Genomic DNA, 20,278 nt, shown 5'->3' on the forward strand with positions numbered 1-20,278 from the left:
GCGGGCCTGGCTCGCCTGTACCCTACTGTTCCCTGCGTTTCCCTTATAGAGGAATCATTATGAATAACGCGCAGACACATCTCAAAATGGGCTACGTCTGGACTATCTGTCTGGTCGCCGCCTGCGGTGGTTTACTGTTTGGCTATGACTGGGTAGTCATCGGCGGCGCTAAGCCATTTTATGAAGCCTGGTTTTCCATTACCGATCCGGCACAATCCGGCTGGGCTATGAGTTCGGCGCTGGTGGGCTGCGTTTTCGGCGCATTAATCTCGGGATGGTGCGCCGATAAACTCGGGCGCAAGCTGCCCTTAATACTTTCCGCCGTGCTGTTCAGCGCGTCGGCGTGGGGGACGGCGGTCGCCAGCAGTTTCGACATGTTTGTGGTTTACCGCATTGTGGGCGGTGTGGGGATTGGTCTGGCATCCGCTCTCAGCCCGCTTTACATCGCCGAAGTCAGCCCGGCAGAAAAAAGAGGGCGCTTTGTTGCGGTCAACCAGCTCACTATCGTGATTGGCGTGCTGGCCGCTCAGCTTATTAACCTGATGATTGCGGAACCCGTAGAGACGGGGGCGACGCAGCAAATGATTGTAGAAACCTGGAACGGGCAGATGGGCTGGCGCTGGATGTTCGGCGCAGAACTGGTTCCGGCGCTGGCGTTTCTGGTACTGATGTTTTTTGTTCCCGAATCGCCGCGCTGGCTTATGAAAGCCGGTAAGCCTGAGCGTGCCCGAGCCGCGCTGGAACGCATTGGTTCTGCCGACTATGCCGACAGAATATTACGCGACATCGCGCACACGCTGGAAAAAGATAACCATAAAGTATCCTATGGCGCACTGCTGGCTCCGCAGGTGAAACCGATCGTGATCATTGGCATGGTTCTCGCCGTTTTCCAGCAGTGGTGCGGAATCAACGTCATCTTTAACTACGCACAGGAGATTTTTGCCTCAGCGGGCTTCGATATTAACAGCACGCTTAAATCGATCGTCGCGACGGGGGTTGTAAACCTGGTATTTACCCTCGCCGCGCTGCCGCTGGTGGATAAAATCGGCCGCCGTAAACTGATGCTGCTTGGCGCTTCAGGCTTGACGCTGATCTATGTGCTGATTGCCGGCGCTTACGCCATGGGCATTATGGGCTGGCCGGTACTGCTGCTGGTGCTGGCGGCTATTGCCATTTACGCCTTGACCCTGGCGCCGGTCACCTGGGTACTGCTGGCGGAAATCTTCCCCAACCGCGTTCGCGGACTCGCCATGTCTTTAGGTACCCTGGCGCTGTGGATTGCCTGTTTCTTGTTAACCTACACTTTCCCGCTGCTTAATGCCGGACTGGGCGCGGCGGGCAGCTTCTTGCTGTATGGCATCATTTGCGCTGCCGGCTATCTCTATATTCTGCGCAACGTGCCGGAAACAAAGGGGATCACTCTCGAAGCCCTGGAAGAACAGCTGGCGCAACGCCATACGGGCGTTAATGCGGCGAAGCAGGAGCAGACGCGCTAATGGCGGAAGAGTGGATTATGGAGAACGCGCATCTGCGGATGTGCGTCTCTTCTCTGGGCGGCAAAGTGCAAAGTTTATTCTCGCGGCAATATCAGGCGCCGGTGCTATATGAAAATCCCGCAGGCGGCATGTTTCCGATGCTGCCGATGGCCAATCGCGTTGCCGGAAATCGCTTTATTTTTCAGGGACGCGAGATAGTCCTGCCACGTCACCACGCCGACGCGCATTTTTTTCTCCACGGCGACGGTTGGCTGCAGTGCTGGGATATCATTGCGCGCGGCGGCGATTTTTGCGTGTTACAGCTGCGTCGGCAACATGTCTGCGGTTTCGATTACCTGGCGCAGATCCGCTATCAGTTGCTGCGTAACCAACTGATAGCGTCGCTGACGCTTACCCACTGCGGTAGCACGCCTATCCCCTACGGCTGCGGTTTTCACCCCTTTTTCTCCTTTGATAAGCGCAGCACGGTACAGTTTGCCGCCAGTGGCTACTGGCCGGAAGGGGAACAGCATCTTCCGCTGGACTGGCAAAGCCCTCTTCCCGGCTATGCCGATTTCAGTCACCCGCAGTACGGTGAGGATCGCTGGCTAAACGTCGGCTATTCCGGCTGGAGTGGACGAGCGAGGATAGTAAGTAATGTGATGAATATCGCAATTCTTTCGCAAACTTCGTGGTTGATGCTCTTTAGAATGCAGGGTGAACCGTTCCTTTGCCTCGAGCCGCAAACTCACCCGGTAAACGCCCATAACATGGAAGGCCAGCCGGGGCTGCGGGTTTTGGGCACCGGAGATACGCTGAATTTTTCGCTAAAAATAGACGTTCAGGGGCGCGAGTAGCGCCATTTTTGGGGCGAGGGCATCTTGCACCCGCCCCGCTTTATCGCCAGACTGTCGCCTCCATTCGGGAGGGAATCATGGTCTTACACTCCACGCGCTGGCTGGCGCTTAGTTACTTCACCTATTTCTTTAGCTACGGTATCTTCCTGCCTTTCTGGAGCGTCTGGCTTTCCGGACTTGGCCTGACGCCGGAAACCATCGGTATGCTGCTCGGCGCCGGGCTGGTGTCGCGTTTTCTTGGCAGCCTGCTGATTGCGCCGCGGGTCAGCGACCCGTCCCGACTGATCTCTTCTCTACGCATTCTGGCTTTGCTGACGCTGCTTTTTGCGCTCGCATTTTGGGTCGGCCATCATGTCGCCTGGCTAATGGTGATTATCGTCGGCTTTAACCTCTTTTTCTCGCCGCTGGTGCCGCTCACCGACGCGCTGGCGAATACCTGGCAAAAGCAGATCACCATGGACTACGGGCGCGTGCGTCTGTGGGGATCGATAGCTTTCGTCATTGGTTCGGCGCTAACCGGGAAGCTGGTCAGCCTGTATGACTACCGGATGATACTGGTGATGCTCAGCGTCGGCATTGCTTCAATGCTGCTCGGCATGCTGCTGAAACCGTCGGTGCAGCCGCAGGGAGAGTCCCGCCAGCAGGAAGCGGCCGGCCTGGCGGCCTGGCTTACGCTGGTGCGGCAAAGCTGGCGCTTCCTTGCCTGCGTCTGTTTGCTGCAGGGAGCGCACGCCGCCTACTACGGATTTAGCGCTATCTACTGGCAGGAGGCGGGGTATTCGGCCTCCGCGGTGGGCTATCTGTGGTCGCTTGGCGTGGTGGCGGAAGTGGTGATTTTCGCGCTGAGCAAAAAAGTCTTCCGTCGCTTTAGCGCCCGCGATCTACTGCTGCTGTCCGCGGTGTGCGGGCTGATTCGCTGGACGTTGATGGGCTGGACGACGGCGCTACCCTGGCTTATCGTCGCGCAGATCCTCCACTGCGGCACCTTTACGGTGTGCCATCTGGCGGCGATGCGCTATATCGCAGCGCGTCAGGGCAGCGAAGTGATCCGCCTGCAGGCGGTCTACTCCGCCGTCGCGATGGGCGGCAGCATTGCGGTGATGACGGTATTTGCCGGTTTCCTCTACCAGCATCTGCACCAGGGCGTGTTCTGGGTAATGGCGTTGGTGGCCTTACCGGCGCTGGTGGTGAGGCCAAAAGCGGTAGCCTAGGCCTCCAGCATTTTGCAAATCTGCTGCTGCTGATGATCGCTGAACGCCTCTTCAGCATGAAACAGCGGCGGTGAAAACAGCGGTAGCGCGGTGGTATAGGGAGTGACGATCAGCGTCACTTCCTTCGGGGCGCCCTCTTTCTGAAAGGTGCTCACGCTCAAATACTTGATATTGAGCGGCAACAGGGTTAACTCGCGCAGCTGCTGCTCCAGCGACTGCTCAAGATCCGGATTATCATCGGTAAGCAGCACCACCTGCTTCTCTTGCAGATCGCTTTTTTGCATCAGCCATGCGCCGAAAATCACCGCGATCAGGCTGACTTCCTCCTGGCTAAACCGCACTTGCCAGCTGGCTTCAAACTCCTCCAGTGCGGCCTGGGTGGTGCGCATCAGGCGGGGATAAAGACGGCCAATTTCCTCCGGCAGCGCGTTATCGATACCGATAGCGAAAACGCTGCGATGTAACGCCTGCGAGAGGTGGATATAGAGCTGATCGCTGAGCCCCTGTTCATCGCTAAACGGACGGCCCGCCAGGTTCTGAAAGCGGTGAATCAGGCCGGATATAGCCAGATGCAGACGTCGATCCTGCTGATGACCATCGCGAATAGGATCGGGAGTTTTCAACAGCATAAACAGCAGGGTCAAAAACAGCTGTTCTCCTGCGTGGGGCGCTGCCGCAACCCGCCGCTGCCAGTGGCGGACAATCTCCTCCGCGAGGGCAAATTCGGCGGCGGCCTGCGCCCAGCGCTGTTGCTCGTGAGTGAAAGAGGGACTCTGCCCAAGGTGGTGCTGCAGCAAACAATACTGTAAATAAAGACGCAGAAAATGCACGTCGCGGCAGTCAAACTGCCGGTTCAGGGCGCGCGAGCAGCGGTTGACCAATGCCTGAAGATTGGTGTCATCATAGAGCGTGCGTGCGATACCCTGCTGTTTAAGCTGCGTTTTCAGAGCCGGGGTAAAATGGTGGCTGACAAAATGCGGGCACAGGCGCAGCCCGCGGCGCAGGCCGTGCAGCAGGCATAAGCGTTGATCGAGCGCGGCGCCTTCCATCCGATAGCTGCCGTCCGCTTGTGAAGTCAGGGTCAAGCGGTGATAACGCTGAATTTCGCGTCCCGTCTCCGCGATGTCCTGCCGGGCGGTATCCTCATCAACCTGGGTGAGGTTACCCAGCCATTCGGGCGTCACGGACTGCCCGGGCAGATAAAACATCAGGAGCACCTGGCTACGGCGCTGTGGACTGGAAAGCACAGATGGTGGTTCAATCACTGTCATCATCCGGTTAGTTCCAGTTAGGGTTTTCGTTAAGAGTAGTTAATGTATTGCGGGTGAACAGGGCATTTCCGGGTCTTTACATCAGGATTGCTGGCGGGGTTCACAGAATTTTTCACGCGAGGAACAGATGAAGAGAGTGAAACAATGCGTCAGCGTAGCGTTTTTCATGTTTTTATCGCTATCTGCGGCGGCGCATCCGCATAGTTTCATTAGTCTGCAAACCGAGGCCGTAGCGGAAAATGGGCAACTTACCGGCTTTAAAATGCGCTGGACGATGGATGAAATCACCTCCGCCGATCTGCTCTATGATGCGGGCAACGCCAAACCCGGTAGCGAAATATGGAAAAAGCTGGCGGCGGAAGTGATGGCTAACGTACTGGGCCAGCACTATTTCAGCGAGCTGTGGCATAACGGTGAGAGAGTGAAGTTTGATAATCGGCCCGATGGCTATGGCCTTGAGCGCAGCGGCCATCAGGCGGTACTCTCTTTTACTCTGCCGCTGGCGAAGCCGCAGCCTCTGGCCGGGCAAACCTTCACCTTTTCCACCTACGACCCAACTTATTATGTTGATATGTATTATGACCAGGACGCAGACTTTGTTCTGCCGGCTGCAATGACAGCGGGCTGCACGGCAAAAGTGATGACGCCGAAACCTAATGAAAAAATGTTGTCCTACGCGCAGTCGCTGGATAAAGCGGATGCGCCGCCGGAGGATATGGAACTGGGGAATTACTTCGCGCAAAAGGTAACGCTGCAATGTCAGTGATTTTTGCACAAAACGGCCGTTCGCCGCGCTGGCGTCAGCTGTGGCCGCTGGCGCTGTTTCTGCTGCTGGCAGCCGGAGCTGGCTTCTGGCTATGGCGGGCCTGGCCGCAGGTGCTGCTGCAAAGCGCGGTCTGGCAGCGCGCGCTGAATGTCGAACTGAGTCGGCTTCTGCAGGCGGTAGCGGAGAATCCTGCCGCTGCCGGGCTGTCGCTGCTGGGATTTAGCTTCGCCTACGGCGTCCTCCATGCCCTGGGGCCCGGGCACGGCAAGGTGGTCATAACCACCTGGCTGGCAACCCATCCGTCGAAGCTGAAATCGAGCATCGGTCTGACCCTGGCCGCCTCGCTGCTGCAGGGGCTGGTGGCTATCGCCTTAATCGTCGTGGTGCTGACGCTGCTGCGGCTGCCGGCAAGACAGCTGCATCTGAGCAGCTTCTGGCTGGAAAAGGGAAGCTATCTGCTGGTCGGCGCGCTGGGCCTTTTGTTGTGCTGGCGTGCGCTGAAAAAGCTGCGCGTACTGCTGCGCCGGCCGACATTCACCGCCTTCACCGCGCATCACGTCCATCACGCCAACTGCGGCTGCGGGCATCAGCATCTGCCCGCGCCGGAACAGCTGCAAAGCGGCGACGACTGGCGGGCGCGGCTGGCTATCGTGCTGTCAATGGGGATGCGGCCCTGCTCCGGAGCGATTATGGTGCTGTTATTCAGCAAGGTTATCGGCGTATTTAGCTGGGGCATGGCGGCCGCGATGGCGATGGCGGCAGGTACCTCGTTAACGATTAGCGCGCTGGCCCTGCTGGTGCATGGCTTCCGTCAGCTGGCGGTCAGGCTGAGCGCCGGCCGGGCGCCGGCGCTGTGGAAGCAGATTGGCTGGGCAACGCTGGCGCTGGCCGGCGGCGTCATCTTACTGGCGGCGGCGATAGTGATGTGGAGCAGCGCGATGCCATCGGGCGGCGGCCTGCGTCCGTTTTGAAGCGATAAAAAAAGGAAGCCGCGGCTTCCTTTTTGTTTTTCATGCGGTGAGAAATTAACGCTTCAGCGCTTCGCTCAGCTGCTCGCGCATATTGGCCAGCATCGCTTTCACAACGCGCGGGTTGCCTGCAACGATGTTGCCGGTCAGCAGGTAGTTATGGCCGCCGGTAAAGTCGCAGACGATAGCGCCGGCTTCACGGGCGATCAGCTCGCCGGCCGCGAAATCCCACGGTTTCAGCGCGATTTCAAAGTAGCCGTCAACGCGGCCAGCAGCAACGTAGGCCAGATCCAGGGCGGCGGAACCGGTACGGCGGAAGTCCGCGCATTCGGTAAACATGTTGCCGAGGATGTTCATGTAGGAGGTCGCGTGCTGTTTTGCTTTGAACGGGAAGCCGGTGGCGATGATCGTGCCATCGAGATCGCGAGCGCTGCTGCCGCGCAGGCGGTAGCCGTTCAGCTGCGCGCCCTGACCGCGGGTTGCGGTAAACAGTTCGTTACGCATTGGATCGTAAACCACGGCTACTTCAGTACGGCCTTTAATGCGTACGGCAATGGAGACGGCGAAGTGGGGCAGACGTTTTACAAAGTTGGTGGTGCCATCCAGTGGATCGATAACCCATTGAACATCCTGATCTTCACCAGCGTGCTCACCGCTTTCTTCGGTGATGATGGTGTGCTGCGGGTAAGATTTGCGAATGGTTTCGATAATCATCGCCTCTGCGGCTTTATCGACGTTGGTCACAAAATCATTGCTGCCTTTCTGGCTGGTTTCTACGGAGTCAGGGGTTTCGTAGTGCTTGGCAATTAAATTACCCGCCTTGCGCGCTGCGCGCACGGCGATGTTCAGCATCGGATGCATCGGTATCTCTCACTGGATGTTAAAGAACGGGAAAAAACGGCGCATATAGTAACAGTGAAATCTGCTTATGTCTCCGTTTTATGATAGCATGCACGAATAATCTTTAGCCGAAGAACCATAATGCTGCAAAATATTCGAATCGTACTGGTAGAAACCTCACACACCGGCAATATGGGCTCCGTCGCCCGCGCAATGAAAACCATGGGGTTAACCAACCTCTGGCTGGTTAATCCTCTGGTTAAACCTGATTCTCAGGCCATCGCTCTGGCGGCCGGAGCCAGCGACGTGATTGGCAATGCCAACATCGTTGATACCCTCGATGAAGCCCTGGCGGGGTGCAGCCTGGTAGTGGGAACCAGCGCGCGTTCCCGCACGCTGCCGTGGCCGATGCTCGATCCGCGTGAATGCGGTCTGAAAAGCGTTGCGGAAGCGAAGCATGCGCCGATCGCGCTGGTATTTGGCCGCGAACGCGTAGGCCTGACTAACGAAGAGCTGCAGAAGTGTCACTACCACGTGGCGATTGCCGCGAATCCGGAATACAGTTCGCTGAACCTGGCGATGGCGGTACAGGTTATCTCCTATGAAGTCCGGATGGCCTGGCTGGCGGCGCAGGAACAAAATGAACCTGTCGCTGAGCATGAGGAAACCCCGTATCCGCTGGTGGATGATTTAGAGCGTTTCTACGGTCATCTGGAGCAGACGCTGCTGGCAACCGGATTTATTCGCGCCAGCCACCCGGGTCAGGTGATGAACAAACTGCGCCGTTTGTTTACTCGCGCCCGTCCGGAAAGCCAGGAGCTAAACATCCTGCGCGGCATGCTGGCGTCAATTGAGCAGCAGCAGAAAAATAAAGAATAATAGTGCCCGCCGTTGCCCGGCGGCGCGATGCTGGCACGGTCGTTGCGGGTTCCCCTCTCCCTGTGGAAGAGGGGCGGAGTGAGGGCGTCAGGCCGCGCTGAAGTGAAACGGCACGGAAAGCCAAATACCTGACTAAAACAGTCAAGTAAATAGTTGACCAATTTACTCGGGAATGTCAGACTTGCCCTTGCTATGCAATACCCATATTAATAAAAAGCCCGGGCAGGGGCGAGTTTGAGGTTAAGTAAGACATGAGACTGACATCTAAAGGGCGTTATGCCGTGACCGCGATGCTTGACGTTGCGCTCAACTCTGAATCGGGTCCGGTTCCGTTGGCTGATATTTCAGAGCGTCAGGGAATTTCGCTTTCCTATCTGGAACAGCTGTTCTCTCGCCTGCGCAAAAATGGTCTGGTTTCCAGCGTACGTGGTCCAGGCGGCGGTTATCTGTTAGGTAAAGAAGCGGGTAGCATCGCGGTTGGCGAAGTTATCAGCGCAGTAGACGAATCCGTTGACGCCACCCGTTGTCAGGGTAAAGGCGGCTGCCAGGGCGGCGATAAGTGCCTTACTCACGCGCTGTGGCGCGATCTGAGCGAGCGACTGACCGGTTTTCTGAATAACATCACGCTGGGCGAACTGGTGAATAACCAGGAAATCCTCGATGTCTCCGGTCGTCAGCACAACCATGAATCCCAGCGTAATACCCGTGCTCAGGACGCTATCGACGTCAAACTGCGCGCGTAGTTCTCGTTCAGTTTCATCTTGCAGCGATGTGCTGCAAGCTGAAACGAACTGAGTAAAAAAGATAAAAAGATTTTCGAATCAGGCCGGGATGCTCCGACATCCTGTGTACTCGGTCGTACATCCAGCCGGTTGCCTGATTCCTTGCATTGAAGCGATGTACGGAGTTTATAGAGCAATGAAATTACCGATCTATCTCGATTACTCCGCAACCACGCCGGTGGACCCGCGTGTTGCCGAGAAAATGATGCAGTTCCTGACCCTGGACGGGACCTTTGGTAACCCGGCCTCTCGTTCACACCGTTTTGGCTGGCAGGCTGAAGAGGCGGTAGATATCGCCCGTAATCAGATTGCCGAGCTGGTCGGCGCTGACCCGCGCGAAATCGTTTTTACCTCCGGCGCGACGGAGTCCGATAACCTGGCGATTAAAGGTGCAGCCAACTTTTATCAGAAAAAAGGCAAGCACATCATCACCAGCAAAACCGAACACAAAGCCGTGCTGGATACCTGCCGTCAGCTGGAGCGCGAAGGGTTTGAAGTGACCTACCTCGCCCCGCAGCGTAACGGCATTATCGATTTAAAAGAGCTGGAAGCCGCGATGCGTGATGACACCATCCTGGTTTCCATTATGCACGTGAATAACGAAATCGGCGTGGTGCAGGATATCGCTACCATCGGCGAGATGTGCCGCGCCCGCGGTATCATTTACCACGTTGACGCGACCCAGAGCGTGGGCAAGCTGCCTATCGATCTGAGCCAGCTGAAAGTGGACCTGATGTCCTTCTCCGGCCACAAAATCTACGGCCCGAAAGGCATCGGCGCGCTGTACGTGCGTCGTAAGCCGCGTATCCGTATCGAAGCGCAGATGCACGGCGGTGGTCACGAGCGCGGTATGCGTTCCGGGACGCTGCCAGTCCACCAGATCGTCGGTATGGGTGAAGCTTACCGTATCGCGAAAGAAGAGATGGAAAGCGAAATGGCCCGCCTGCGCGGCCTGCGTAACCGTCTGTGGGACGGCGTAAAAGATATGGAAGAGGTCTACCTGAACGGCGATCTCGAGCAGGGCGCGCCGAACATTCTCAACGTCAGCTTTAACTACGTTGAAGGCGAGTCGCTGATTATGGCGCTGAAAGACCTGGCGGTCTCCTCCGGTTCAGCCTGTACTTCCGCAAGCCTCGAGCCGTCCTACGTGCTGCGTGCGCTGGGGATGACCGACGAGCTGGCGCATAGCTCTATTCGTTTCTCTTTAGGTCGTTTTACTACCGAAGAAGAGATTGACTACACCATCAATCTGGTCCGTAACTCCATCGGCCGTCTGCGCGAACTCTCTCCGCTGTGGGAAATGTTCAAGCAGGGCGTGGATTTGAACAGCATTGAATGGTCACATCACTAATTCGGCACCAATAAGGAGAATTCATCATGGCTTACAGCGAAAAAGTTATCGATCATTACGAGAATCCGCGCAACGTCGGCTCTTTCGACAATAGCGACGAAAACGTCGGCAGCGGTATGGTTGGCGCACCGGCGTGCGGCGACGTGATGAAGTTGCAGATTAAAGTCAACAATGAAGGTATCATTGAAGACGCGCGTTTCAAGACCTACGGCTGCGGTTCCGCTATTGCCTCCAGCTCCCTGGTGACCGAATGGGTGAAAGGGAAGTCGCTGGACGAAGCTCAGGCGATTAAAAACACCGATATCGCCGACGAGCTCGAACTGCCGCCGGTGAAAATTCACTGCTCTATTCTGGCGGAAGACGCGATTAAAGCCGCTATTGCGGATTACAAAAGCAAACGTGAAGCAAAATAATTAAGAGTTGAGGTTTGTTATGTCGATTACTTTAAGCGACAGTGCAGCAGCGCGAGTCAACACCTTTCTGGCCAACCGCGGTAAAGGGTTTGGTCTGCGCCTGGGAGTCAGAACTTCCGGCTGCTCGGGTATGGCTTATGTACTGGAGTTTGTTGACGAGCCGGCGGCAGAAGACACCGTGTTTGAAGACAAAGGCGTGAAGGTCGTGATCGACGGCAAAAGCTTGCAGTTCCTCGACGGCACGCAGCTGGACTTCGTCAAAGAAGGTCTTAACGAAGGGTTTAAGTTCACCAACCCGAACGTGAAAGACGAGTGCGGCTGCGGCGAAAGCTTTAACGTGTAATTGCAATGTCATCTCAACCCCACTGCGGACTTCCGTAAGTGGGGTTTGCTTTATCTCGTTAACCCTGAGGTTGTTATGGACTATTTTACCCTCTTCGGGTTACCGGCCAGCTATACCCTTTCGTTAGAACCTCTGGCTGCCCGGTACCAGGAGCTACAGCGCCAGTATCACCCGGACAAGTTCGCCAGCGGCAGCGCGGCCGAACAGCTTGCCGCGGTGCAGCAGTCCGCCACCATCAATCAGGCGTGGCAAACCCTTCGCCACCCGCTGACCCGCGCCGAATATCTCCTTTCGCTTCACGGATTCGATCTCGCCAGCGAGCAGCATACCGTGCGCGATACCGCGTTCCTGATGGAACAGCTGGAACTGCGCGAAGAGCTTGATGAGATAGGCAAGGCGAAAGATGAAGCGCGGCTGGAAAGTTTTATCAAGCGGGTCAAAGCGCAATTTGATACCCGGCATCAGCTGATGGTTGAACAACTGAATAACGAGACGTGGGAGGCGGCGGCGGATACCGTGCGCAAGCTGCGTTTTCTCGATAAACTGCGAAGCAGTGCGGAACAACTCGAAGAAAAACTGCTCGATTTTTAATTTTCGGAAGCAATTATGGCCTTATTACAAATTAGTGAGCCTGGCCTGAGCGCCGCGCCGCACCAGCGACGTCTGGCGGCGGGTATCGACCTGGGCACCACCAATTCACTGGTTGCTACCGTGCGTAGCGGCCAGGCCGAAACCCTGCCCGACCATCAGGGGCGCTATTTGCTGCCATCGGTGGTGAACTATCAGGCTTCGGGTTTGACGGTGGGCTACGACGCGCGACAAAACGCCGCTCAGGATCCGGTCAACACCATTAGCTCCGTCAAACGCATGATGGGGCGCTCTTTGGCCGATATCGAGGCCCGCTACCCGCATCTGCCTTATCACCTGCAGGCCAGCGAAAACGGCCTGCCGATGATTCAGACAACGGGCGGACTGCTCAATCCGGTTCGCGTTTCTGCCGATATTCTGAAGGCGCTGGCCGCACGCGCCACCGAGGCGCTGGCGGGCGAGCTTGACGGCGTAGTGATCACCGTGCCGGCCTACTTCGATGATGCCCAGCGTCAGGGTACCAAAGATGCCGCGCGTCTGGCGGGCCTGCACGTCCTGCGTCTTCTGAACGAACCCACTGCGGCGGCGATTGCCTACGGTCTGGACTCCGGTCAGGAAGGAACTATCGCGGTTTACGATCTCGGCGGCGGCACTTTTGATATCTCCGTGCTGCGCTTGAGTCGCGGCGTATTTGAAGTCCTGGCGACCGGCGGCGATTCCGCGCTCGGCGGTGACGATTTCGATCATCTGTTGGCCGATTATCTGCGCGAGCAGGCTGGCCTGAACGATCGCAGCGATAACCGCCTGCAGCGTGAGCTGCTCGACGCGGCCATCGCGGCAAAAATCGCCCTCAGCGATGCCGATACGGCGCGGGTGAATGTCGGTGGCTGGCAGGGTGAAGTGACCCGCAGCCAGTTTAATGAGCTGATCGCGCCGCTGGTAAAACGTACATTATTGGCCTGCCGTCGCGCGTTGAAAGATGCAGGCGTTGAGGCGCAAGAGGTTCTGGAAGTGGTGATGGTGGGCGGCTCGACCCGCGTGCCGCTGGTGCGTGAACGCGTCGGCGAGTTCTTTGGCCGTACGCCGCTGACCTCTATCGATCCGGATAAAGTCGTCGCCATCGGCGCGGCGATTCAGGCGGACATTCTGGTAGGCAATAAGCCGGACAGCGAACTGCTGCTGCTTGATGTCATCCCACTCTCCCTGGGGCTGGAAACCATGGGTGGCCTGGTGGAAAAGGTTATTCCGCGTAACACCACCATACCTGTCGCGCGCGCGCAGGAGTTCACCACCTTCAAAGATGGCCAGACGGCGATGTCTATCCATGTTATGCAGGGCGAGCGCGAGCTGGTGCAGGACTGCCGTTCCCTGGCGCGCTTTGCGCTGCGCGGCATTCCGGCATTACCGGCGGGCGGAGCGCATATTCGCGTGACCTTCCAGGTGGATGCCGACGGTCTGCTGAGCGTGACGGCGATGGAGAAATCGACCGGCGTCGAGGCCTCAATTCAGGTGAAGCCGTCCTACGGTCTGACCGACGGCGAGATCGCCAGCATGATTAAAGATTCGATGAGCTACGCCGAACAGGACGTCCAGGCGCGTATGCTGGCCGAGCAAAAAGTTGAAGCCGCACGCGTGCTGGAAAGTCTGGTCAGCGCGCTGGCCTCCGACGCCGCGCTGTTAAGCGCCGCAGAGCGTCAGGCTATCGATGACGCCGCGGAGCAAGTACGCGCCGCAGCGGCAGGCGATGATGCCGATGCAATCAAAGAAGCGATTAAAAATATCGACACACAAACCCAGGAATTTGCCGCACGTCGTATGGATCAATCGGTCCGTATCGCGCTGAAAGGCCAATCCGTGGACGAGGTTTAAAATGCCAAAAATTGTTTTTCTGCCCCACCAGGACCTGTGTCCGGATGGCGTAGTTGTGGAAGCTGAGACCGGTGAGACCATTCTTGATGCTGCTCTGCGTAGCGGCATTGAGATTGAACACGCCTGCGAAAAATCCTGTGCCTGCACCACCTGCCACTGCATCGTGCGCGAAGGCTTTGACTCGCTGGCTGAAAGTACCGAAGATGAAGACGACATGCTGGATAAGGCCTGGGGGCTTGAACCCGACAGCCGTCTGAGCTGCCAGGCGCGGGTGACTGACGAAGATTTGGTCATCGAAATTCCGCGTTACACCATCAACCACGCACGCGAGCATTAATATGGGACTGAAATGGACCGATAGTCGTGAAATCGGCGAAGCGCTGTACGACGCTTTCCCGGATCTCGACCCGAAAACCGTTCGCTTCACCGATCTGCATCAGTGGATTTGCGACCTGGAAGAGTTTGATGACGATCCAAACGCATCCAATGAAAAAATTCTTGAGGCGATTCTGCTAGTCTGGTTAGACGAAGCCGAATAATTTTCGCGTCATGATTTACCCGGTGGTTTTAAGCCGAGTGAATCAACGAGCGAAAGAACTTTACGGGCTGCCATACGGCGGCCCGTTTGCTAAGAAGGATAATGATAATGACCGAAGCTATGAAAATTACGCTTACCGCTCAGCCAGCCGATGCGCGCTGGGGAGAAAAAGCGTCTTACAGCATGAATAACGACGGCATCGCCCTGCACCTGAACGGCAAAGACGACCTGGGTTTGATTCAGCGCGCGGCGCGTAAAATTGACGGCATGGGTATTAAACATGTCGCGCTTGACGGCGAGGGCTGGGATACCGACCGCGCATGGGCGTTCTGGGCGGGTTATAAAGGCCCGAAAGGCAGTCGCAAAGTTGAGTGGCCAGCTCTTGACGATGCGCAGAAAAGCGAACTGGATAACCGCCTGACCATTATTGACTGGGTGCGCGACACCATCAACGCCCCGGCGGAAGAGCTGGGGCCGGAACAGCTGGCGCAGCGTGCGGTAGACCTGCTGTGCAGCGTGGCCTGCGATAACGTCTCTTATCGCATCACTAAGGGCGAAGATCTGCGCGAGCAGAACTACCTGGGCCTCCACACCGTCGGCCGCGGATCCGAGCGTCCGCCGGTCCTGCTGGCGCTGGACTATAACCCGACTGGCGACAAAGAAGCTCCGGTATACGCCTGTCTGGTCGGCAAAGGCATTACCTTTGACTCAGGCGGATACAGCATCAAGCAGAGCGCATTTATGGACTCAATGAAGTCCGATATGGGCGGCGCGGCGACGGTAACCGGCGCGCTGGCGTTCGCCATTACTCGCGGCCTGAACAAGCGCGTGAAGCTGTATCTGTGCTGTGCCGATAACCTGATTAGCGGTAACGCCTTCAAACTGGGCGATATTATTCACTATCGCAACGGCAAAACCGTGGAAATCATGAACACCGATGCGGAAGGTCGTCTGGTGCTGGCGGACGGCTTGATCGATGCTTCGGCGCAAAAGCCGGAGCTGATCATCGATGCCGCCACGCTGACCGGCGCGGCGAAAACCGCGCTGGGCAATGACTATCACGCCCTGTTCAGCTTTGACGACAGGCTGGCGAATCGCCTGCTGGCGAGCGCGCAGGCTGAAAACGAAGCTTTCTGGCGTCTGCCGCTGGCTGAGTTCCACCGCGGCCAGCTGCCGTCCAACTTTGCTGAACTGAACAATACCGGAAGCGCGGCCTATCCGGCCGGCGCCAGCACCGCGGCGGGCTTCCTGTCCCACTTCGTGGAGAATTACCATGAAGGCTGGCTGCACATCGACTGCTCGGCGACCTACCGCAAATCTGCGGTTGAGCAGTGGTCGGCGGGCGCGACCGGCCTCGGCGTGCGCACTATTGCGAATCTGTTGACCGCGGAATAACTCTTTCCCCTCACCCTGACTCTCTCCCTGAGGATGAGACAACGTTCGGTTTTCTCCCGCTGAGGAGAGCGTCGGGGCGGAGGGATCATCGTTGTGGAACTACTATGTCCGAAACTAAAAATGAGCTAGAAATCCTGCTGGAGAAGGCGGCTATAGAACCAGGCCATCGTCCGGCTTTTTTCCGCAGTTTGCTGGAAGCCACCGTTTGGGTACCGGGAGCCGCCGCGCAGGGCGAGCAGGTCGTTGAAGACAGCGTACTGGATCTGCAGCACTGGGAAAAAGATGATGGTACATCGGTCATTCCTTTCTTCACCTCGCTGGCGGCGCTGCAGCAGGCCGTTGAGGACGAACAGTCTTTCGTGGTGATGCCGGTGCGCACGCTATTTGCCATGACCCTCGGCGAGACGCTCTATCTCAATGCCAAACTCGCCACCGGCAAAGAGTTTGCGCCGCGTGAGATCAGCCATCTGCTGGGCGAAGAGGGCAGCCCGCTCAGCACCCAGACCGTGCTGGAAGGCGGAGAGTCGCTGCTGCTGTCTGAGGTTGCCGAGCCGCCCGCGCAGATGGTGGACTCGCTGACCACGCTGTTTAAGACGCTGAAAACGGTGAAGCGCGCGTTTTTATGCTCTATCAAAGACAGCGCCGATGCGCCAGCCAACCTGCTGATTGGCATTGAAGCGGAAGGCGATATTGAGGAGGTTATTCAGGCGACCGGCAGCGTGGCGACCGATACGCTTCCCGGCGATGAGCCGATTGACATCTGTCAGGTGGTGGAGGGTGAAAAGGGAATTAGCCACTTTATGATCGCCCACATTACGCCGTTTTATGAAAAGCGCTGGGGCAGCTTCCTGCGCGACTTTAAGCAAAATCGAATTATTTAACACAATGGGGGCCCGGGCCCCCATTGTGCTATCTACTGCCTACTGGGCCGGCTCAATCGGTAAATCCGTCCGCGCGCCCCATTCGCTCCATGAGCCGTCGTACAGGCTAACGCCGTTAACGCCGAGAGTAGTGAGCGCCAGCACGACGACCGCCGCCGTTACGCCGGAGCCGCAGCTGGCAATAATCGGCCGTTCAAAATCGACGCCCTGACGCGCAAAAATCTCGTTGAGTTCATCGGTGGTTTTAAGTTCGCCGTTAATCACCAGTTCAGTCCACGGCACGTTTAGCGCGCCGGGAATATGCCCGCAGCGCAGGCCCGGTCGCGGCTCTGCCACCTGGCCATTAAAGCGCCCTGCCGGACGCGCATCGACGATCTGCGCCGATCCTTCATGGCTGACCAGCAGCACATCGGTCAGCCGCTTGATCGCCAGCGGTTCGACGCGTCCGTCAAAATCCCCTTCCGGCAGTTCGGGAAGGCCTTGCTCCAGCGGTAGCCCATCGCGGCGCCAGCCTTCCAGCCCACCCGCAACAATCGACACCTTTTCAACGCCGAACGCGCGCAGCATCCACCAGGCGCGCGGCGCAGAGAAGAGATTACCTTCATCGTATACCACCAGGTGCTTATCGCTGCTGACGCCTAGTTCGCGCATGGCGACGGCAAACGCCTCCGCGCGCGGCATCATGTGCGGCAGCGGGCTGGTGTGATCGGAGAGGGCTTCGATATCAAAAAAGACGGCGCCGGGAATATGACCGGCCTGATACTCAGCGTTAAGATCGCGCTCTTCCTGTCCCGGCGGCGCCATCCGCGCGTCGATAATCTGGATTTCCGGGTCATCAATATGCTCTGCCAGCCAGTCGGCAGCGACAAAAAACGAGGTAGACATGAGTGCCTCCGTGTCATCAACAATAGAGTGATTGTTGTTGTTTTTTGCGATATCGACAAGGCATTTTCAAGAAGAGGCGGTGGGAATGTGATGCTCCCCCGAGCAGCGTCGGGGGAGGGGGGGCTTAAAACGCGTTTTGCTGCAGATAGCGCCAGGCGTACTGCGCGTACAGTTCAGCGCCGCTTTTCATCACCTGCTCGTCAATATTAAAGCAGCCGTGATGGTGCGCGTAGTCGCTGCCTTTCTCTTTATTTCCTGAGCCAAGCAGCGCAAAGGCGCCGGGGATATTTTCCATATAAAAACTGAAATCTTCTCCGCCGGTAGTCGGCTTTTCGTTGAAAAGGACGCTATCGCCGAATGCGTCGCGGATAACCGACTGCGCCAGCAGCGCGCTGCGCTCTTCGTTGATCACCGGTAGCGTACCGTAGCAGTAGTCAACCTGAGCGGTCGCCCCATACACTGCGGCAGTATGCTCGGCATAGCGGCTAATCGCCGTTTCCAGCCGCTGGCGCGCTTCAAGACTAAAGCAGCGTACGGTACCGTCAAGAACGGCGTTTTCAGCGATGACGTTAAAGCGCGTGCCGACATCCATTTTGCCGATAGTCACTACCGCAGATTCCAGCGGGGAAGTTTCTCGCGCCACAATAGCCTGTAGATTCATCACGAAAGCGGAAGCAACGACCGCCGCATCGACGCAGGCCTCCGGCATCGAACCATGGCCGCCGCGGCCGCGGAAGGTCACTTTCAGTAAATCGGCTGAGGCAAAGGATGAACCGACGTTACAGGAGATTTTTCCGGACGGCGTGCCCGACCAGATATGCATTCCGAAAACGTTATCCACGTTATCAATCGCCCCCTGCTGTATCATCGCCTTTGCCCCTTCGGCAATCTCTTCCGCAGGCTGAAAGATGAGCCGTACGTTGCCCGTCAGCTGTTCGCGAACATCATATAATGCATGGGCGGCGGTCAGCAGCATGGCGGTATGGGCGTCGTGGCCGCAGGCGTGCATTTTCCCGGGCGTTTGTGATTTATAGTCGAGCGGATCGTTCAGCTCCCGTACCGGCAGCGCATCCATATCGGCGCGCAGAGCTACGGTTTTACCCGGCTTGCCGCCGATGATGTCGGCGATGATTCCGGTGGGATGAGTGCGGCGATAAGGGATACCGATAGCCTCCAGTTCGGCGGCGACGCGATCCGTCGTGCGCTTCTCCTCCCAGGGAAGTTCCGGATGGGCGTGCAGGTCGCGGCGAAAAGCGATCATCGCCTGTTCTTGTCTGGCGATAATCGCGGTGATATCAGGGTTAATCATCAATGGCTCCATAATTTGCTAAAAATTCAACGCGCTCAACCGAGCACCGGCGTCAGATAGCCGACCAGAATTCCGGCTAACACCACCGAAACCATGGTGACGGAGACGAATCCGCCAACCAGCATCGGGCCCAGCATATGGTGGGTGAGCATCTGGCGCTCTTTTTCATCGTGGGTGAGGGCGTTGATGGCCTCGTTGGTAATAATGTAGTCGGCGGGAAAACCGTACAGCGCGGTCAAAGAGATGGCGAATGCCATCGGACCGCTGACGCCAAGCAGTTTTCCGACCAGCCAGGAGACAACAAACATACCTATCACCGCCGTGGCGATTAACACTACCATCGGGAATAGCAGACGCAGCAGCATCTCCGGCGTGGCTTTGTTCAACGTATCAAAGATAAAGAGCATCAACGCCATAATGGCGAAGCCAAAGCCGTTAGCCTTATGCAGGGTATGTTTTTCCAGGAAGCCTAACGAGGTAAATACGACGCCAAAAAACAGACACAGTACGAAGGGGCTGATATTCACGATTGGCTTTGCGAGGTCAGCGACGATCCAGGCCAGACAGCCGACCAGCGCCAGACGCAGGAATTTAAAGTAATTGCTGTTGTAGCTGACGGGGATTTTACTGAACAGGCGCGGCATTTTCTCCTCGCCGACGGCAAGCATCGCGTGCTCTTCGGCAATGTCATCAGGGCGCTGTTCGCCGCTGCGGTAGCGGGCAAGCAGCGTTTTGCCTTCTCGTTGCAGCATAATCGCGGTCAGCGGATATCCGGCGAACCCCTGCATCACGTAAATCAAAATGGCAAAAACCGACAGGTCTACCAGGCCGGCGCTACTGGCGCCCTGCGACATAATCAGCGATGACACGATACCCCCGACCAGCGGAGGAATGGTGACCAGCGCGGTGTTAAGATCGAATAGCATCATGCTCACCGCAAAGACGGCCACCGCGATCCCGGCAATACCGGCGAGAGAGATGACCACGGTCTTCCACTGCTGCGCCAGCTCTTTCAGCGACAGCAGGGTGCCCATATTAGTGATTAACAGATACATGAGCATTATGGCAACTGGCGTACCGATCCCGGCCCGGCTAATGATATCTGCCGGAAAAAATGTCCAGTAGCCGACTAAAAACAGAACGGCGCAGACAAATACCGAGGGAATCCAGGCTTTTGTGCGGGTAGAAACAACGTCGCCGATATAAAGAATTAAAATAATAATCGACAGTGCGACCATTTGAGACATAAATAACTTCCATATTATTTATCCCATATAAGGAATATGAGATGGGTTGATGTTGTGCTTTCTGGAAGACTGTGGAACGGACAGTCACTATCATCGCCAGGGTAATGATTTATATTTTAAAGGCATTGATATCCCGAACAATAAATAGAAAGCTCGCGCCTTGTCAATTTATATGGCCGGAGAGAGGGGAATTTCAGAATAAAAAGTGCCAATGGTTGAGGATATTAAAGGTCGAGGTAAGAAAAATCGTAGCGCGATATATCCGCTAAATTAATTCACTCCAGCTATCCGTGGTTCGCGGGGTCGCCGCCCCGGTTATCTACCAATATTGCGGGCTGGCGGGCTATTGGTAATTCTGCCGTTAACGCATAATAATGTGTTCACTGAATGTATCTGGCCTGCGGGCCGAG

At 56.8% G+C, this 20,278-nt stretch carries 21 protein-coding genes; 16 read left to right on the plus strand and 5 right to left on the minus strand.

From position 1 onward, the window contains the following. The first annotated feature begins 59 nt into the window (after positions 1 to 59). The 3 genes from ACSIPU_RS12915 (at position 60) to ACSIPU_RS12925 (ending at position 3,543) form a co-directional block, all read left to right on the plus strand. A complete protein-coding gene (locus ACSIPU_RS12915) occupies positions 60 to 1,496 on the plus strand; it encodes a sugar porter family MFS transporter (RefSeq protein ID WP_016809513.1) in 1,437 nt (478 codons plus the stop codon). Continuing rightward, a complete protein-coding gene (locus ACSIPU_RS12920; RefSeq protein ID WP_016809514.1) occupies positions 1,496 to 2,332 on the plus strand; it encodes an aldose 1-epimerase in 837 nt (278 codons plus the stop codon). Before ACSIPU_RS12915 ends, ACSIPU_RS12920 begins: the two co-directional genes overlap by 1 nt. A 77-nt stretch (positions 2,333 to 2,409) precedes the next feature. Beyond that, positions 2,410 to 3,543: a 3-phenylpropionate MFS transporter gene (locus ACSIPU_RS12925; protein ID WP_004104522.1), complete on the plus strand. Its 1,134-nt coding sequence runs from the start codon at positions 2,410 to 2,412 to the stop codon at positions 3,541 to 3,543. On the opposite strand, the gene csiE is transcribed toward ACSIPU_RS12925, so the two are convergent. Continuing rightward, complete coding sequence (csiE, locus tag ACSIPU_RS12930; protein WP_004104520.1) at positions 3,540 to 4,817, minus strand: stationary phase inducible protein CsiE; 1,278 nt, start codon at positions 4,815 to 4,817, stop codon at positions 3,540 to 3,542. The genes ACSIPU_RS12925 and csiE overlap by 4 nt on opposite strands. 124 nt (positions 4,818 to 4,941) lie before the next feature. Between csiE and ACSIPU_RS12935 the strand changes: the two genes are divergently transcribed. Both ACSIPU_RS12935 and ACSIPU_RS12940 read left to right on the plus strand, forming a co-directional pair. Next, complete coding sequence (locus ACSIPU_RS12935; protein WP_004114434.1) at positions 4,942 to 5,580, plus strand: DUF1007 family protein; 639 nt, start codon at positions 4,942 to 4,944, stop codon at positions 5,578 to 5,580. Then, the gene (locus tag ACSIPU_RS12940) at positions 5,571 to 6,551 is read left to right on the plus strand and encodes a nickel/cobalt transporter (protein WP_004104516.1); all 981 of its coding nucleotides are present in this window, start codon (positions 5,571 to 5,573) and stop codon (positions 6,549 to 6,551) included. The genes ACSIPU_RS12935 and ACSIPU_RS12940 overlap by 10 nt, the downstream gene beginning before the upstream one ends. 54 nt (positions 6,552 to 6,605) lie before the next feature. On the opposite strand, the gene suhB is transcribed toward ACSIPU_RS12940, so the two are convergent. After that, positions 6,606 to 7,409, minus strand: coding sequence for an inositol-1-monophosphatase (gene suhB / locus ACSIPU_RS12945; protein ID WP_004104514.1), 804 nt, complete (start codon positions 7,407 to 7,409; stop codon positions 6,606 to 6,608). Positions 7,410 to 7,529: 120 nt separating this feature from the next. Here suhB and trmJ point away from each other — a divergent pair, with 120 nt between their 5' ends. The 11 genes from trmJ to sseB all read left to right on the plus strand — a co-directional run bounded on the left by trmJ (position 7,530) and on the right by sseB (position 16,427). Next, entirely contained in the window at positions 7,530 to 8,267 is a 738-nt protein-coding gene (gene trmJ / locus ACSIPU_RS12950; RefSeq protein WP_004104512.1) for a tRNA (cytosine(32)/uridine(32)-2'-O)-methyltransferase TrmJ, read from the plus strand. 251 nt (positions 8,268 to 8,518) lie between these two features. Next, positions 8,519 to 9,010, plus strand: coding sequence for a Fe-S cluster assembly transcriptional regulator IscR (gene iscR / locus ACSIPU_RS12955; RefSeq protein WP_004104510.1), 492 nt, complete (start codon positions 8,519 to 8,521; stop codon positions 9,008 to 9,010). Between the two features lie 175 nt (positions 9,011 to 9,185). Next, on the plus strand, positions 9,186 to 10,400 hold the full coding sequence (gene iscS, locus ACSIPU_RS12960) for a cysteine desulfurase (RefSeq protein WP_004134936.1): 1,215 nt from the start codon (positions 9,186 to 9,188) through the stop codon (positions 10,398 to 10,400). Positions 10,401 to 10,426: 26 nt separating this feature from the next. After that, positions 10,427 to 10,813 (plus strand): Fe-S cluster assembly scaffold IscU, encoded by a 387-nt coding sequence (iscU, locus tag ACSIPU_RS12965; RefSeq protein WP_002913991.1) that lies wholly within the window; start codon positions 10,427 to 10,429, stop codon positions 10,811 to 10,813. Between the two features lie 19 nt (positions 10,814 to 10,832). Then, a complete protein-coding gene (iscA, locus tag ACSIPU_RS12970) occupies positions 10,833 to 11,156 on the plus strand; it encodes an iron-sulfur cluster assembly protein IscA (protein WP_004104506.1) in 324 nt (107 codons plus the stop codon). A 75-nt stretch (positions 11,157 to 11,231) separates the two neighbouring features. After that, the gene (gene hscB, locus ACSIPU_RS12975) at positions 11,232 to 11,747 is read left to right on the plus strand and encodes a co-chaperone HscB (protein WP_004104505.1); all 516 of its coding nucleotides are present in this window, start codon (positions 11,232 to 11,234) and stop codon (positions 11,745 to 11,747) included. A gap of 15 nt (positions 11,748 to 11,762) precedes the next feature. Next, positions 11,763 to 13,613, plus strand: a complete 1,851-nt coding sequence (gene hscA / locus ACSIPU_RS12980; protein ID WP_004104504.1) for a Fe-S protein assembly chaperone HscA — start codon at positions 11,763 to 11,765, stop codon at positions 13,611 to 13,613. 1 nt (position 13,614) lies between these two features. Beyond that, on the plus strand, positions 13,615 to 13,950 hold the full coding sequence (fdx, locus tag ACSIPU_RS12985) for an ISC system 2Fe-2S type ferredoxin (protein ID WP_004104503.1): 336 nt from the start codon (positions 13,615 to 13,617) through the stop codon (positions 13,948 to 13,950). 1 nt (position 13,951) lies between these two features. Continuing rightward, the gene (gene iscX / locus ACSIPU_RS12990) at positions 13,952 to 14,152 is read left to right on the plus strand and encodes a Fe-S cluster assembly protein IscX (RefSeq protein WP_004104502.1); all 201 of its coding nucleotides are present in this window, start codon (positions 13,952 to 13,954) and stop codon (positions 14,150 to 14,152) included. A 107-nt stretch (positions 14,153 to 14,259) separates the two neighbouring features. After that, positions 14,260 to 15,546 (plus strand): aminopeptidase PepB, encoded by a 1,287-nt coding sequence (pepB, locus tag ACSIPU_RS12995; protein WP_004104501.1) that lies wholly within the window; start codon positions 14,260 to 14,262, stop codon positions 15,544 to 15,546. Between the two features lie 104 nt (positions 15,547 to 15,650). Next, positions 15,651 to 16,427, plus strand: coding sequence for an enhanced serine sensitivity protein SseB (sseB, locus tag ACSIPU_RS13000; RefSeq protein WP_004104500.1), 777 nt, complete (start codon positions 15,651 to 15,653; stop codon positions 16,425 to 16,427). A gap of 39 nt (positions 16,428 to 16,466) precedes the next feature. On the opposite strand, the gene sseA is transcribed toward sseB, so the two are convergent. The 3 genes from sseA to ACSIPU_RS13015 form a co-directional block, all read right to left on the minus strand. Further along, positions 16,467 to 17,312, minus strand: a complete 846-nt coding sequence (gene sseA / locus ACSIPU_RS13005) for a 3-mercaptopyruvate sulfurtransferase (protein ID WP_196557870.1) — start codon at positions 17,310 to 17,312, stop codon at positions 16,467 to 16,469. 124 nt (positions 17,313 to 17,436) lie between these two features. Continuing rightward, positions 17,437 to 18,621, minus strand: coding sequence for a M20 family metallopeptidase (locus tag ACSIPU_RS13010; RefSeq protein ID WP_004104498.1), 1,185 nt, complete (start codon positions 18,619 to 18,621; stop codon positions 17,437 to 17,439). A gap of 35 nt (positions 18,622 to 18,656) precedes the next feature. Continuing rightward, on the minus strand, positions 18,657 to 19,868 hold the full coding sequence (locus tag ACSIPU_RS13015) for a hypothetical protein (RefSeq protein WP_004114417.1): 1,212 nt from the start codon (positions 19,866 to 19,868) through the stop codon (positions 18,657 to 18,659). Positions 19,869 to 20,278 lie beyond the last annotated feature (410 nt).

Origin of the sequence: Klebsiella sp. HN106, assembly GCF_051209435.1 — a bacterium.
Taxonomy (GTDB): Bacteria; Pseudomonadota; Gammaproteobacteria; order Enterobacterales; family Enterobacteriaceae; genus Klebsiella; species Klebsiella oxytoca.

Excerpts from the sequence above, each read along its gene's own strand:
- sseB (WP_004104500.1), top strand. The coding sequence starts at position 15,651 with ATGTCCGAAACTAAAAATGAGCTAGAAATCCTGCTGGAGAAGGCGGCT.
- iscS (WP_004134936.1), top strand. The coding sequence starts at position 9,186 with ATGAAATTACCGATCTATCTCGATTACTCCGCAACCACGCCGGTGGAC.
- iscX (WP_004104502.1), top strand. The coding sequence starts at position 13,952 with ATGGGACTGAAATGGACCGATAGTCGTGAAATCGGCGAAGCGCTGTAC.
- pepB (WP_004104501.1), top strand. The coding sequence starts at position 14,260 with ATGACCGAAGCTATGAAAATTACGCTTACCGCTCAGCCAGCCGATGCG.
- ACSIPU_RS12925 (WP_004104522.1), top strand. The coding sequence starts at position 2,410 with ATGGTCTTACACTCCACGCGCTGGCTGGCGCTTAGTTACTTCACCTAT.
- csiE (WP_004104520.1), bottom strand. The coding sequence starts at position 4,817 with ATGATGACAGTGATTGAACCACCATCTGTGCTTTCCAGTCCACAGCGC.
- trmJ (WP_004104512.1), top strand. The coding sequence starts at position 7,530 with ATGCTGCAAAATATTCGAATCGTACTGGTAGAAACCTCACACACCGGC.
- ACSIPU_RS13015 (WP_004114417.1), bottom strand. The coding sequence starts at position 19,868 with ATGTCTCAAATGGTCGCACTGTCGATTATTATTTTAATTCTTTATATC.
- ACSIPU_RS12935 (WP_004114434.1), top strand. The coding sequence starts at position 4,942 with ATGAAGAGAGTGAAACAATGCGTCAGCGTAGCGTTTTTCATGTTTTTA.
- ACSIPU_RS13010 (WP_004104498.1), bottom strand. The coding sequence starts at position 18,621 with ATGATTAACCCTGATATCACCGCGATTATCGCCAGACAAGAACAGGCG.
- suhB (WP_004104514.1), bottom strand. The coding sequence starts at position 7,409 with ATGCATCCGATGCTGAACATCGCCGTGCGCGCAGCGCGCAAGGCGGGT.
- iscU (WP_002913991.1), top strand. The coding sequence starts at position 10,427 with ATGGCTTACAGCGAAAAAGTTATCGATCATTACGAGAATCCGCGCAAC.
- hscA (WP_004104504.1), top strand. The coding sequence starts at position 11,763 with ATGGCCTTATTACAAATTAGTGAGCCTGGCCTGAGCGCCGCGCCGCAC.
- ACSIPU_RS12920 (WP_016809514.1), top strand. The coding sequence starts at position 1,496 with ATGGCGGAAGAGTGGATTATGGAGAACGCGCATCTGCGGATGTGCGTC.
- ACSIPU_RS12940 (WP_004104516.1), top strand. The coding sequence starts at position 5,571 with ATGTCAGTGATTTTTGCACAAAACGGCCGTTCGCCGCGCTGGCGTCAG.
- fdx (WP_004104503.1), top strand. The coding sequence starts at position 13,615 with ATGCCAAAAATTGTTTTTCTGCCCCACCAGGACCTGTGTCCGGATGGC.
- iscA (WP_004104506.1), top strand. The coding sequence starts at position 10,833 with ATGTCGATTACTTTAAGCGACAGTGCAGCAGCGCGAGTCAACACCTTT.
- ACSIPU_RS12915 (WP_016809513.1), top strand. The coding sequence starts at position 60 with ATGAATAACGCGCAGACACATCTCAAAATGGGCTACGTCTGGACTATC.
- iscR (WP_004104510.1), top strand. The coding sequence starts at position 8,519 with ATGAGACTGACATCTAAAGGGCGTTATGCCGTGACCGCGATGCTTGAC.
- sseA (WP_196557870.1), bottom strand. The coding sequence starts at position 17,312 with ATGTCTACCTCGTTTTTTGTCGCTGCCGACTGGCTGGCAGAGCATATT.
- hscB (WP_004104505.1), top strand. The coding sequence starts at position 11,232 with ATGGACTATTTTACCCTCTTCGGGTTACCGGCCAGCTATACCCTTTCG.